At 71.8% G+C, this 12,401-nt stretch carries 12 protein-coding genes; 6 read left to right on the forward strand and 6 right to left on the reverse strand.

Translation table 11 applies throughout. The features are described 5' to 3' along the window. Positions 1–123: 123 nt before the first annotated feature. The gene (locus tag OF852_RS07465; protein ID WP_271118550.1) at positions 124–807 is read right to left on the reverse strand and encodes an NYN domain-containing protein; all 684 of its coding nucleotides are present in this window, start codon (positions 805–807) and stop codon (positions 124–126) included. A 330-nt stretch (positions 808–1,137) separates the two neighbouring features. Between OF852_RS07465 and OF852_RS07470 the strand changes: the two genes are divergently transcribed. Next, complete coding sequence (locus OF852_RS07470; protein WP_271118551.1) at positions 1,138–1,617, forward strand: hypothetical protein; 480 nt, start codon at positions 1,138–1,140, stop codon at positions 1,615–1,617. A 65-nt stretch (positions 1,618–1,682) separates the two neighbouring features. On the opposite strand, the gene OF852_RS07475 is transcribed toward OF852_RS07470, so the two are convergent. Continuing rightward, a complete protein-coding gene (locus OF852_RS07475; protein WP_271121133.1) occupies positions 1,683–2,846 on the reverse strand; it encodes an NADP-dependent isocitrate dehydrogenase in 1,164 nt (387 codons plus the stop codon). A 199-nt stretch (positions 2,847–3,045) separates the two neighbouring features. Between OF852_RS07475 and OF852_RS07480 the strand changes: the two genes are divergently transcribed. The 3 genes from OF852_RS07480 to OF852_RS07490 all read left to right on the forward strand — a co-directional run bounded on the left by OF852_RS07480 (position 3,046) and on the right by OF852_RS07490 (position 4,383). After that, positions 3,046–3,498 (forward strand): GNAT family N-acetyltransferase, encoded by a 453-nt coding sequence (locus OF852_RS07480; protein ID WP_271118552.1) that lies wholly within the window; start codon positions 3,046–3,048, stop codon positions 3,496–3,498. 18 nt (positions 3,499–3,516) lie between these two features. After that, positions 3,517–3,828 carry an MGMT family protein gene (locus OF852_RS07485; protein WP_271118553.1) on the forward strand — a complete coding sequence of 104 codons (312 nt, stop codon included), beginning with the start codon at positions 3,517–3,519 and terminating at the stop codon, positions 3,826–3,828. Between the two features lie 99 nt (positions 3,829–3,927). After that, positions 3,928–4,383, forward strand: coding sequence for a hypothetical protein (locus OF852_RS07490; RefSeq protein WP_271118554.1), 456 nt, complete (start codon positions 3,928–3,930; stop codon positions 4,381–4,383). A gap of 81 nt (positions 4,384–4,464) precedes the next feature. Here the strand turns inward: OF852_RS07490 and OF852_RS07495 are convergent, their stop codons facing one another. The 4 genes from OF852_RS07495 to OF852_RS07510 form a co-directional block, all read right to left on the reverse strand. Then, entirely contained in the window at positions 4,465–6,273 is a 1,809-nt protein-coding gene (locus OF852_RS07495) for an ABC transporter ATP-binding protein (RefSeq protein ID WP_271118555.1), read from the reverse strand. Continuing rightward, entirely contained in the window at positions 6,270–8,195 is a 1,926-nt protein-coding gene (locus OF852_RS07500) for an ABC transporter ATP-binding protein (protein ID WP_271118556.1), read from the reverse strand. Before OF852_RS07500 ends, OF852_RS07495 begins: the two co-directional genes overlap by 4 nt. Before the next feature lie 257 nt (positions 8,196–8,452). Next, complete coding sequence (locus tag OF852_RS07505; protein ID WP_271118557.1) at positions 8,453–10,288, reverse strand: sensor histidine kinase; 1,836 nt, start codon at positions 10,286–10,288, stop codon at positions 8,453–8,455. Then, positions 10,285–10,977 (reverse strand): response regulator transcription factor, encoded by a 693-nt coding sequence (locus OF852_RS07510; RefSeq protein WP_271118558.1) that lies wholly within the window; start codon positions 10,975–10,977, stop codon positions 10,285–10,287. Before OF852_RS07510 ends, OF852_RS07505 begins: the two co-directional genes overlap by 4 nt. Positions 10,978–11,086: 109 nt before the next feature. Here OF852_RS07510 and OF852_RS07515 point away from each other — a divergent pair, with 109 nt between their 5' ends. Next, the gene (locus tag OF852_RS07515; RefSeq protein ID WP_271118559.1) at positions 11,087–11,272 is read left to right on the forward strand and encodes a hypothetical protein; all 186 of its coding nucleotides are present in this window, start codon (positions 11,087–11,089) and stop codon (positions 11,270–11,272) included. After that, positions 11,269–12,243 (forward strand): hypothetical protein, encoded by a 975-nt coding sequence (locus OF852_RS07520; RefSeq protein ID WP_271118560.1) that lies wholly within the window; start codon positions 11,269–11,271, stop codon positions 12,241–12,243. The genes OF852_RS07515 and OF852_RS07520 overlap by 4 nt, the downstream gene beginning before the upstream one ends. Positions 12,244–12,401: the final 158 nt, after the last annotated feature.

The following is a 12,401-nucleotide window of genomic DNA, read 5'->3' on the forward strand; positions in this document are numbered from 1 at the left end:
TCCGGTCGGACAGCTCGGTGACCGTGTGCCGGATGCGTGCGGCGATCGCCATCAGGTACGCTTGCCTCACATCGCCCGCCGTATCGCCGGTAGGCCGAGGCCCCGGTGACTACCGGGGCCTTTTCATGTGCCCCATGCTGCAGGCCGGTAATAGCTCTTGCCGCCCACCTCGACGGGATTCGGAAGCTGGTTCCTCGCGATCGCCGCGTCTGAGACGCTGAGCACGAAGGCATGCGGCACCGCGACGAGCGCACGACTTCGCGTCTTCCGCGGGAAGCACAGAGCGATCTGTTGCCCGAACTGCGAGCCGACGATCCTCGCCGGCTCCGCGAGGTCGGAGTCGTTCGTCACCAGAACCTGGAGATCTGCCGCACCGCGAGCCGCGTCCAAGACGAGGTATGCACCGAGATTGACGTCGGATCCCTTCTCCTCGACCTTCCAGATCTTGACCAGGTGGCGCTCGCGCAGTCGCCTCGGCACCGGTATGACCCGGGCCCACCTGCTCGGATATCGCCTTCTCGCGTAGGACTTGTGGATCGTGAAGCTGCCCTCCGTGACCTCGACTCGCGGAAGGCCCGCGAGCGCATTGAGGTACGCCTTCTGCCGCTCGGGCGCCTGCGGATCGGCGGGGCTCGCGGCCGCCTTCACCCGGGCGGTGAAGTATCTCACCTTGATGACGTCGTATCGCGGGAGGAGATCGTCGAAGAGCGCCTGGATGTCGAGCCACTTCGACGACGAGTCGCGGAGTCGGCCGTAGTACAGGTTGAAGCCGTCGATGTAGATGATGGCGGTCGGCTTGGCGATCATGCGGCGATCCTCGCAGGAGGCTCGAGCCGCGATCTCGACTGTCCACACCCTCGATCGCGGCGTGGTTCCGGATGCCGGAAGCCGTCACGCCGTCGGGTCGAGTGCGACGACCGTCAGTTCGCCGTCGCGAAGCCGCAGAGCGCCCGATATGCGCCGGTCGGGGCGGGCTCGACGACCCGCCGCGAGGAGTGCATCGACGGGGAACGCGGGGATCCGCGAGATGTACATGACGGGGCCCTCATCGGGATGGGGAGTGGTCCCCCGCGACAAGCGAGCGCGACGCGACTAGCGTAAGAGGACACCTCACGTTTCTCGACACCAAGGGATCCCATGAACCTCCGCACCCGCACCACCGCCGCCCTCGCCGGGACCGGCCTCGCCCTCCTGCTCCTCGCCGGCTGCTCGGCGCCGGCCCCCGAGGCCGAGGAGCCCGACACCGCCGCCAGCGCCCCCGCCGAGGAGGAGACGACCGGCGGCCAGAGCGTCGAGGAGGCCTGCGCCGACCTGCAGTCCGCGCTGCAGGCGAGCGGCGACACGCTCAACGAGTCGATCCAGGAGGCCACCACCGACCCGGAGGCCGCGATCGCGAGCCTCGAGGAGTTCGGCGCCTCGCTCGACGAGGCATCCGCCGCCTCCGGCAACGAGGAGGTCAAGGCCGCGACGGTGACCGCGAGCGAGGCGCTCGACGGGCTCACCGAGCAGGTCCGGACGATCGGCGAGGACCCGGCCTCGTTCGACCAGAAGAAGTTCTCGGCGACGATGAAGGAGTACACCGACGCCTTCGCGGCGATCGGCGAGCTCTGCAGCTGACCCCGGCCGCACCACGACGAGGGCCCCGGAGCGATCGCTCCGGGGCCCTCGTCGTCTGGCGGGACTCAGCCGAGTCGCGCCTGGAGGTTCTCGTCGAGCGTCGCGAGGAAGTCCTCGGTCGTCTGCCACTCCTGCTCGGGGCCGACGAGGAGCGCGAGGTCCTTCGTCATCTTGCCGGACTCGACCGTCGTGACGACGACGTCCTCGAGGGTGGAGGCGAACTCGATGAGCGCCTCGTTGCCGTCGAGCTTGCCGCGGTGCTGGAGGCCGCGGGTCCACGCGTAGATCGACGCGATCGGGTTCGTGGAGGTCGGCTTGCCCTGCTGGTGCTGGCGGTAGTGGCGGGTGACGGTGCCGTGCGCGGCCTCCGCCTCGACGATCTTCCCGTCGGGCGTCGTGAGCACGGAGGTCATGAGGCCGAGCGAGCCGAAGCCCTGCGCGACGGTGTCCGACTGGACGTCGCCGTCGTAGTTCTTCGTGGCCCAGACGTAGCCGCCCTCCCACTTGAGCGCGGAGGCGACCATGTCGTCGATGAGGCGGTGCTCGTAGGTGAGGCCGGCCGCGTCGAACTTCTCCTTGAACTCCGCGTCGAAGACCTCCTGGAACAGGTCCTTGAAGCGGCCGTCGTAGGCCTTGAGGATCGTGTTCTTCGTCGAGAGGTACACCGGGTAGTTCCGCGCGAGCCCGTAGTTGAGCGAGGCCCGGGCGAAGTCGCGGATCGACTCGTCGAGGTTGTACATCGCCATCGCGACGCCGCCGCCAGGCGCCTGGAAGACCTCGAAGGACTGCGCCTCCGAGCCGTCCTGCGGCTGGAAGGAGACGGTGAGCGTGCCGGGGCCGTCGAAGACGAAGTCGGTCGCGCGGTACTGGTCGCCGAAGGCGTGGCGCCCGACGATGATCGGCTTGTTCCAGCCGGGCACGAGGCGGGGGATGTTCGAGATGATGATCGGCTCGCGGAAGATGACGCCGCCGAGGATGTTGCGGATGGTGCCGTTGGGCGAGCGCCACATCTTCTTGAGGCCGAACTCCTCGACGCGGGCCTCGTCGGGGGTGATGGTCGCGCACTTCACGCCGACGCCGTGCTTCTGGATGGCGTGGGCGGCATCCACGGTGACCTGGTCGTCGGTCGCGTCGCGGTGCTCGATGCCGAGGTCGTAGTACTCGAGCTCGAGGTCGAGGTACGGGTGGATGAGGCGGTCCTTGATGAACTGCCAGATGATCCTCGTCATCTCGTCGCCGTCGAGCTCGACGACCGTGCCTTCGACCTTGATCTTCTCGACCACAAGCAACCCTTCTCTGTGCGACCGCGTCCACGGCCGCGGCCCAGCCTACCTTCTGCGGGCGTTATCTCGACATCGAGAGAACTGCCGCCGCGGGCCGATCGAGACGCCCTCCCCTCGCCCGCGGCGAGCGGCTAGCCTGTCCCCTATGTCGGGACTCACGCTGCAGGAGCTGACGGCGAGGACGATCGCCGCGGCGAACGGGCTCACGCTCAAGCCGGGCCAGGAGGCGTTCGTCGCCCCCACCACCTACACGCACCTGGAGGACGGGCTCGACCCCTCGAACTCGTGGCCGCGCGTCGTCCTCGACGGCGACGAGGTCGTCGGCTACATCATGGGCAACTTCGACGCGGAGGCCGACGAGGACTACCTGCGCAGCGCGCTCTGGCGCGTCAACGTCGCCGCCGAGGCGCAGGGCCGCGGCGTGGGGAAGTTCGCGGTGCACGCGCTCGCCGAGGAGGCGCGCTCGCGCGGCTTCCACACCCTCACCGTCGTGTGGGAGTCCGGCGAGGCCGGCCCCGAGGAGTTCTTCAAGGCCGTCGGCTTCTCGGTCGTCGGGGAGACGCCCTACGGCGACAAGCTCGGCTCGCTCGAGCTCTGATCGCCGGGCGCTGAGCCGGTGCCCGGACCCTCCGCGGAGTTCGTCGAGCGGGTGCTCGCGGTCGTCGAGGCCATCCCGCCCGGGCACGTCATGAGCTACGGGGATGTCGCGGCCGCGATCGGCTCGCGTGCCGCCCGCGGCGTCGGGCAGGTCATGGCGCACGCCGGCGCCGAGGTCCCGTGGTGGCGGGTCGTGCGCGCCTCCGGCGAGCCGCCGGTCGGGCACGAGGCGCGCGCCGCCGAGCACTACGAGGCGGAGGGGACGCCGCTGCGCCGGACCGCCGCCGGCGGCATCCGCGTCCGGCTGGACGCCGCGCGCTGGCACGGCTGAGACCGGAAGCGCGCCCGGGGGCCGATGCCGGATCAGCCTGCAGGATGACGCGCTCGAGCCCGCAGGCCGACGACACCGGACGGCCGCGCGGCTTGACTCGTGAGCATGGACACCAAGTCGACCGGCTACCTCCTCGCCGCCCCGCTCGCCGGTCTCGCGCTGCTCGCGCTGACCGGCTGCGCCTCCTTCGCGGGACTCGGCGCGATCGTCGGCGACGGCGCTCGGGAGCAGCACTACGCGGAGTATCGCGACACCCCGTACTGGTCCGATCAGTTCGAGACCTCGCCGCCCGCCTTCGTCCCGGAGGACGCGACCGGCATCCGCATCCGCTACGCCGACGACGCGAAGGCGATGCGCTACGACGCCGCCGAGGAGACCGTGGCCGAGGGCTGCGAGCCGACCGCCATCGAGGGGCGCCCCTCCGTGGGCGGCGCCTGGTGGCCCGAGCTCTCGCCCGCGGAGGGCCTGCGCTGCGGCGACTGGACGAGCTTCCGCATCGGCGGCACCACCTACGCCTGGACGGAGGGCGCGGCGCACTCCGAGGCGCTCGACTGACGTCGGCGTGTGCCGATCGGCTCAGCCGCTGATCCTCGTCGTCCGGCGACGAGGATCAGCGGCTGAGCCGGTCCGTCGTCGTCAGACCAGCGAGTCCCGCCAGGCGGCGTGGAGCTGCGCGAAGCGCCCGGTGCCGGAGATGAGATCCTCGGGGCTCCCGTCCTCGACGATCCGCCCGTGCTCCATGACGAGCACGCGGTCCGCGATCGCGACCGTCGAGAGCCGGTGCGCGATGATGACCGCCGTCCGGTCGGCGAGGAGGGTCGTGAGGCCCTCCTGCACGAGCCGCTCGGAGGGGATGTCGAGCGAGGCCGTCGCCTCGTCGAGGATGAGCACCGCAGGATCCGCGAGGAACGCGCGCGCGAAGGAGAGCAGCTGCCGCTGGCCCGCCGAGACGCGCCCGCCGCGCTTGTTCACATCCGTGTCGTAGCCGTCGGGCAGCGACATGATGAACTCGTGCGCGCCGACCGCGCGGGCCGCCGTCACGATCTCGTCGAAGGACGCCCCCGGCTTCCCGAGCGCGATGTTGTCGGCGACCGAGCCGGAGAACAGGTACGCCTCCTGCGTGACCATGACGATCGCGCGGCGCAGATCCTTCGGGTGGAGGTCGCGGAGGTCGACGCCGTCGAGCGTCACCCGGCCCTCGCTCGGGTCGTAGAAGCGCGAGATGAGCTTCGCGAGCGTCGACTTGCCGGCGCCCGTCGAGCCGACGAGCGCGATCGTCTGGCCCGCGGGGATGTCGAGCGAGAACTCGGGCAGGATCACCCGATCCGACCGGTACGCGAAGGTCACGTCCTCGAAGCGGACCGCGCCCTTCGCCTCCCACAGGTCGACCGGCCGCCGGGGGTCCGGCACGCTCGGCCGCTCCTCGAGGACGCCCGAGATCTTCTCGAGCGCCGCCGCCGCCGACTGGTAGGAGTTGTAGAACATCGCCATCTCCTCCATGGGGTCGAAGAAGCGGCGGGTGTAGAGCACGATCGCGAGCAGCGCGCCGATCTCGATCGCCCCGTCGAGCACCCGGAAGCCGCCCACGAGCAGCACGACCGCGACGGTCACGTTGCCGATGAGGATGAGCCCCGGATCGAAGACGCCGAAGAGCTGGATGACGCGCGCGTTCGCATCCCGGTAGTCCTCGACGAGGCCGCCGAAGTGCCGCTCGTTGCGCTTCTCCTTGCGGAAGGCCTGGACCGCGCGGATGCCGGTCATCGACTCCACGAAGTGGACGATGAGGCGTGCCGAGGTGGTCCGCGTCGCACGGAACAGCGTCTGCGAGCGCACCTGGAACCAGCGCGTGAGCAGCAGCAGCGGCACGAGCGCCCCCGCGAGCACGAGCCCCGAGACGGGGTCGAGCGCGACGAGCGCGATCGCGACGAAGCCCGAGTAGAGGATGCCGCGGATGAGCCCGTTGATGCCCGAGTCGAGGAGCTCGCGGATCGAGTCCAGGTCGCTCGTCTGGCGCGCGATGATGCGTCCCGAGGTGTACTTCTCGTGGAACTCGAGGCTCAGCCGCTGCGCGTGGAGGAACACCCGCTTGCGCAGGTCGAAGAGGATCGCCTGGCTGATCCGCGCCGACAGCACCGTGTACTGCGCGATGAGGATCGCGCCCGCGATGCCGACGAGGATGTAGATCGCCACGACGAGCACGACCGGCATCCAGTCCTGCGAGTCGATGAGCCGCGGGAGGGCCGAGTCGATGCCGTAGGCGATGAGCGCGGGGCCGGCGACCTGCAGCGCCGTCGACACGACGACGACGACGGCCGTGAGGACGAGGCGCCCCTTGAGCGGAGCCAGCAGGGAGCCGAGCAGGCGCATCGAGCGCCGCCGGATCGCCCGGCTCTCCTCGCGCGTGTAGGTCTCCCGCTCCTCGCCCTCGACGCCCGTGACGCTCATCGTCCCGCCTCCTCGTCCATGTCGTCGTCGTGCGGCTCGATCACGTGCAGGGCTCCCGTCTCGGGGTCGCGGTCGATGTCGCCGGATCGCGGCGACGCCCGCCGCGCGGCCTCCTCCTCGTCGAGCGAGGAGATCACGTAGCGGTAGTGCTCGTTGGAGGCGAGCAGCTCGGAGTGCTCCCCGACCGCCGTGATGCGCCCGTTCTCGAGGAGCGCGACGCGGTCCGCGAGCGTCACCGTCGAGGGCCGATGCGCGACGATGAGCGCCGTCGTGTCGCCGAGGATGCGGCGCAGGCCCGCCTCGACCTTCGCCTCGGTGTCCACGTCGAGCGCCGAGAGGGGGTCGTCGAGCACGAGCACGCTCGGCTTCGCGGCGACCGCGCGGGCGAGCGCGAGGCGCTGCCGCTGGCCGCCCGAGAGGCTCAGCCCCTCTTCGCCGACGGTCGTGTCGAGGCCGTCCGGGAGCTCCCGCGTGAAGCCCGCCTGGGCGACGTCGAGCGCCTCGTCGAGCACCCGCTGCGCCTCCTCGGCGCGCTCCGGCGCGTCCAGCTCCGGGCGTCCGAGCAGCACGTTCTCGCGCACCGAGGCGGAGAAGAGGGTCGCATCCTCGAAGGCCATCGCGATGCGCGTGCGCAGCTCCTGCCGGGTGAGGTCGCGGATGTCGACCCCGTCGAGCAGGACGCGCCCGCCCGTCACGTCGTAGAGGCGGGTCGCGAGCGCCGTGAGCGTCGTCTTGCCCGACCCCGTGAGCCCGACGAGCGCCATCGTCTCGCCCGGCGCGAGCTCGAGGTCGATGCCGCCGAGCAGGTCCGGGAACTGCGCGGGCGAGTCCTGGTAGCGGAATCGCGCGCCCTCGAAGACGAGTCGGCCGCGGGGCTCCTCGATCGTGCGGGGCGATGCGGGCTCCGTGATCGGGTTGTCCTCGTCGAGCACCTCGAAGAGCCGCTCGACCGCGGTGCGGGTGTCGAGCGTCATCGACAGCAGGAACCCGATCGACTCGATCGGGAAGCGCAGCACGGTCGCGGTCGCGAAGAACGCGAAGAGCTCGCCCGGCGTCATCGCCCCAGTGGAGGCGAGCCACACGCCGCCGAGGAGGCAGAGCGCGAAGGCCACATCCGGCACGAGCAGCAGCCAGAGCCAGATGCCCGCGACCGCCTTCGCCTTCTCGATCTCGGTGCCGCGGAGCTCCTCCGCCTGGCGGCTGAAGCGCTCGAGCGAGTACGCGCCGCGGCCGAAGGCCTTGAGCACGCGGATGCCGTGGACGCTCTCCTCGACCGCCGTCGCGAGATCGCCCTGCTGATCCTGGCTGCGCCGCGCGACGACGTGGTACCGCCGCTCGAACACGAAGCCGTAGACCCAGAGCGGGATGCTCGCCACGAGGAACACGAGGCCGAGGATCCAGCTCCAGAAGAAGAGGACGACGAAGCCGATCACGATCGTCACGATGTTGACGATGAGCAGCACGATGCCGAAGGACAGCCATCGGCGGATGAGGCCGAGATCGCTGACGGCGCGCGAGAGGAGCTGCCCGGACTGCCAGCGGTCGTGGAAGGCGACCGGGAGGTCCTGCAGCTTCGCGTAGAGGGTGTTGCGCATGGTCGCCTCGACGTGGGTGCCGGGCGTCAGGACGAACCAGCGGCGGAGCGCGATCATGATCGCCTCCAGCACGCCGAGCACGAGCACGATGCCGACGGCCGGCCAGATCTGCGCGCCGTCGCCGGTCGAGAGCGGCCCGTCGACGAGCTGCTGGAGGATCACGGGGATCACGAGCGCGACGACGCCCGCGAGGAGGGCCGCGCCCATGCCGAGGCCGATGCGCGGGGCGGCGGGCTTCACGAAGGGCCACAGCCGCATCAGCACGCGGAACGTGCTCGCGGAGCGGGCGGGGACGGGGGACGGGGACGCAGGAGCGCGTGAGGGCATGACTCTTCCGGGAGTCCGTGGGGCGCGCGTGGGCGCCCCGGATGTGCGTGGTGGTGGAGTGCTGCGGTCCGCCCTGCTGCAGACCGCCGAGTGAGGCGGGGCCGGTGCCGTCAGCTCCCCGGAGACGCCTGCGGTCGGCGGGTGCGGACGGCGCGGACGATGATCCCGGCGGTGTCCGCGGTCGTGATCTCGGTCATGGGTGCCTCCCCGTCTCAGCCTGCAGATTCGCCTCGCGTGACGCGAGACAGCCTTCCAACCTAGACCGCGGCCACCGGCGACGCAAGCGGCAGCTCGACCTCGATCGTCGTCCCCTCGCCGCGCGGGCTGCGGATCCGGAGTGAGCCGCCCACGGCATCCACCCGGTCCACGAGCCCGAGGATGCCGGTGCCGGCGAGCTCGCTGGCCCCGCCGATCCCGTTGTCGCGGATCGTCATGCGCACCCGCTCGCCGTCGCCCTCGACGCGCAGCCACACCTGGCGCGCACGCGAGTGCTTCGCGGCGTTCACAAGCCCCTCGCTCGCGACGAAGTAGGCCGTCGACTCGATGAGCTCGGGGAGGCCGCGGCCGAGCTCCCCCTCGGCCTCGACGTCGACCGGGATCGGGCTGCGGCCCGCGAGCTCGCGCATCGCGAGCTCCAGCCCGCCCTCCGCGAGGACCGTCGGGTGGATGCCGTGCGCCAGCTGGCGGAGCTCGCGCAGCGCCGTCGCGAGGCGCGTGATCGCCTCCTCGAGCTCCTCGGCGAGCGCCGACGCGCCCTGCTGGCGCGCCGCCGTGCAGATCGTGCGGAGCTCCATCGAGAGGGCGACGAGCTGCTGCTGCGAGCCGTCGTGGAGGTCGCGCTCGAGCCGCTTGCGCGCCTCGTTCGCCGCCTCGACGATGCGCTGACGCGACTCGCGGACGTCCTCGAGGTTGCGCTCCAGCTCGCTGCGCAGCTTCCCGTTGTCGACCGCGAGGCGGAGCGCCGCCGAGACGCCGTCGAGGAGGCGGTCGTTCTCGCTGAGCGCCCGGTCGTGGCGGATGACCGCGACCGGCGTGCCGTCGGCGGCGTCGATCGGGAGCAGGGTTCGGCTCGGCTCCCCCGCCGCGAGCGGCAGGTCGACGACCCCGTCCCCCTCGTCGCGGTAGACGCCGTCCTCCTCGTCCCACCAGTAGACCTCGACGCCGGGGTCCTGCAGCGTCGTCGCGAGCGAGCTCCGCCACACGCTCCGATCCACGCCCTCGCGCGTGATCCCCATGAGGTCGGCGACGCGGCCCCGCATCGCCCGGATGTGGAGGCTGCCGGCGACGTAGCAGATCGGCACCGAGGCGACCGCGAAGAGGGAGACGATCGCGACCGGCCCGACGGTCGCGCTCGTCACGACGAGATGGCCGGCGTCGGGGCGGGTCATGGCGTAGCTGACCGCCTCGACGACGAGGGCGGCCGTCCAGGCGATGAGGCCGATCGGCATGACGAAGGCGACCGTCCGCGCGGGGGCGCTCGAGCGGAACCAGTGCCAGAACAGCCGGCCCGCGACGAACATGATGATGCCGGCGCCGATCACCCGGTAGCCGAGGTCGATTCCCGCGAAGAGCTCCGGGTCCTCGGCGATCGCGTAGATGTTCGGCGCGCACTCGCAGTCCGGCTGGTCCGGCTGGTCGAGCAGGATCACGGCGAGGAAGCGGATGACGGAGACGCCGATGCCGAGCACCAGGAGGATCGCCGAGGTGCGCCCGCGGAACACGCCGCGCGGGTACGCGTTCGCGAGCAGCCCCAGCGCGAGCGCCCAGACGAGGTCGATGCTGCGCAGGAGCGGCCACACCCCGCCGAGTCCCGCGATCACCGAGAAGAAGGTCTGCGGGATCCACAGGTAGCCCATGATCGCCATGAGCACGACCGGGAGGCGCGGCTCCCCGACCCGGTACGCGACGATCGCGGAGCCCGCGAACACGAAGGCGACTGCGGCGTGCAGGGTCGTCCACGCGATCTCGGGCCGGGACGGCTCGGCGGTGGCCTCGTAGCCGAGGACCTGCATGACGAGGGTGATCGCGGGCCCGAGGAGGATGAGGACGACGACGAGCGCGCGCCGTCGCGGTGTGGGGGCCGGCCCGCTCATCGCGAGCCGAGGTAGGCGAGCACCGCGAGGACGCGGCGGTGGTTGTCGGGCGACTCGGCCAGCCCCAGCTTCTGCATGATGCTCCGCACGTGGGTCTCGACCGTCTTCACGCCGAGGAACAGGGTGCGCGAGATGCCCGCGTTCGAGTTGCCCTGCGCCATGCACTCGAGGACCGCGAGCTCGCGCGTCGTGAGCGAGTCGATGGGGCTGTCGACGCGGGGGCGCTGGATCATCTGCCCGACGACCTCCGGATCCACCACCGTGCCGCCCGCGGCGACCGTCTCGACGGCGGAGACGAGACGGCGCGGCTCCGCGACGCGCTCCTTGAGGAGGTAGCCCGTGCCGGCGCCCGCCGCGAGCGCGCGCATCGCGTACTCCGGCGTCGCGTACATGGACAGGAGCAGGACGCCGATCGTCGAGCCCTGCGCCCGGAGCGACTCCAGCGCGACGATCCCCTCGTCGCGGAAGGCGGGCGGCATCCGGATGTCGAGCACCGCGACGTCGACGCCGTCCGCGAGGACCGCCTCCACGAGCTCCTCGCCCGAGCCGACCGAGGCGACGACCTCCGCGCCGCCGTCCGCGAGGACCTTGCCGATCCCCTCCCGCAGCAGCATCGCGTCGTCGGCGACCGCGACCCGCAGGGGCCGGTCGATCGGCCGCGGGGCGTCGTCCCTCACGGGCTGCTCCATGCACCGAATCTAGCGGCTCAGGGTTTCCCCCGATGCGGGCGGCTGGAACCGGAGGCCACGATATGAGCACGCGCCGAACCCTGACGGCGTCCCGGAACGGAGAGCCGACGTGACCCCAGTCATCGCCTCCTCCGCCGCCGCGGCCGCGAGTGCGGAGGCCCCCACCGCATCCCCCGCGATCACGGCCCATCCGGGCAGAGCACCCGAGGACGCGGCGTCGGGCCCGATGACCGGCGCCGCACCCGTGCCCGCCGCACTGCACCGCGCCTCCCTCACCTGGAGCTTCCGCGCATGATCCTCATCGTCTCGGAGCCCGGCGACCCGCAGGTCGCCGCCGTCGTCCACCGCCTCGAGGGCACCGGCCACGAGGTGGCGGTCGTGGATGCCGATCGACGCTTCGAGGTCGAGCTCGCGTTCGACGCCGCGCCGGGCGGGCACGGCGTCGCCCGCCGCGCATCGCTGCGCTGCGACGCCCGCTCGATCGAGCTCGACCGCGCCCGCGTCGGCTGGTGGCGCCGCCTCCCGCCGGCCGTCTACACGGGCGCGCTCGCGGGTCTCGGCTCGGGCCCCGCCGAGCTCGGCAGCAGGATCGCCGACACGGAGGCGCTCGAGGGCGTGCTCTCGGCGCTCGAGCTCTCCTGGATGAACGACCCGGTGCGCGACCGCCGTGCCCGCCGCCGGCCGCTGTTCTGGTCGGCCGCGGTCGAGGCCGGGCTCTCGCTGCCGCGCACCCTCGTGACGCGCGACCCGGAGGCCGCCCTCGACTTCCTCCGCGAGCACCGCGGCGACGAGGTCGTCTCGAGCGCGCTGATCCGCCGGGCCGACGACTGGTGGGGCAGCTCGCCCGTCGGCGGCGAGGAGCGCCTCTCGGAGCGGCTCCGCGAGGCGGAGGGGGAGCTCGTGCTCCAGCCCGTCGTGCAGGGCGTCGATGTGCGGGTCGTCGTCGTCGGCTCCGCGATGTTCGCGGTCGAGCTCGAGGGCCGGCCCGCCGACCTGCCGCTCGACCTCGCCTTCGCCGACCACGGGGTCCGCCGCACCGAGCTGCCCGACCCCGTCTTCGACGCGGTGTCGGCGCTCATGCTCCGCCTCGACCTCTCGACCGCCTCGATCGACCTCCGCCGCACGCCCGAGGGCGACTTCGTCGCGATCGACCTCGACCCGAGCCCCGCCTGGACGCTGCTCGAGGAGCTCACCGCCTGGCCGGTGACGCGCGCCGTCGCCGACGCGCTCGCCCTCCGCGAGCGCGTGCTCACCCGCCGCCGCTAGGCGCCCTCCCCCGCTTCCCGCTCGTCGGCAGATCGCCCTGGGGTCCTCTTCGTCCCTCGCAGCCGTGCCGATTCTCGAAGAACTCAGCCGGACGCCCTCGATCCGGTGCCGATCGCGCCGGATCTCCGAGGATCGGGACGCTCCGCTCCTCGACCAGC

Source organism: Homoserinibacter sp. YIM 151385, assembly GCF_027912415.1.
Lineage (GTDB): Bacteria > Actinomycetota > Actinomycetes > Actinomycetales > Microbacteriaceae > Schumannella.

Excerpts from the sequence above, each read along its gene's own strand:
- OF852_RS07480 (WP_271118552.1), top strand. The coding sequence starts at position 3,046 with ATGTCGGGACTCACGCTGCAGGAGCTGACGGCGAGGACGATCGCCGCG.
- OF852_RS07495 (WP_271118555.1), bottom strand. The coding sequence starts at position 6,273 with ATGAGCGTCACGGGCGTCGAGGGCGAGGAGCGGGAGACCTACACGCGC.
- OF852_RS07505 (WP_271118557.1), bottom strand. The coding sequence starts at position 10,288 with ATGAGCGGGCCGGCCCCCACACCGCGACGGCGCGCGCTCGTCGTCGTC.
- OF852_RS07470 (WP_271118551.1), top strand. The coding sequence starts at position 1,138 with ATGAACCTCCGCACCCGCACCACCGCCGCCCTCGCCGGGACCGGCCTC.
- OF852_RS07500 (WP_271118556.1), bottom strand. The coding sequence starts at position 8,195 with ATGCCCTCACGCGCTCCTGCGTCCCCGTCCCCCGTCCCCGCCCGCTCC.
- OF852_RS07465 (WP_271118550.1), bottom strand. The coding sequence starts at position 807 with ATGATCGCCAAGCCGACCGCCATCATCTACATCGACGGCTTCAACCTG.
- OF852_RS07475 (WP_271121133.1), bottom strand. The coding sequence starts at position 2,846 with ATGACGAGGATCATCTGGCAGTTCATCAAGGACCGCCTCATCCACCCG.
- OF852_RS07520 (WP_271118560.1), top strand. The coding sequence starts at position 11,269 with ATGATCCTCATCGTCTCGGAGCCCGGCGACCCGCAGGTCGCCGCCGTC.
- OF852_RS07510 (WP_271118558.1), bottom strand. The coding sequence starts at position 10,977 with ATGGAGCAGCCCGTGAGGGACGACGCCCCGCGGCCGATCGACCGGCCC.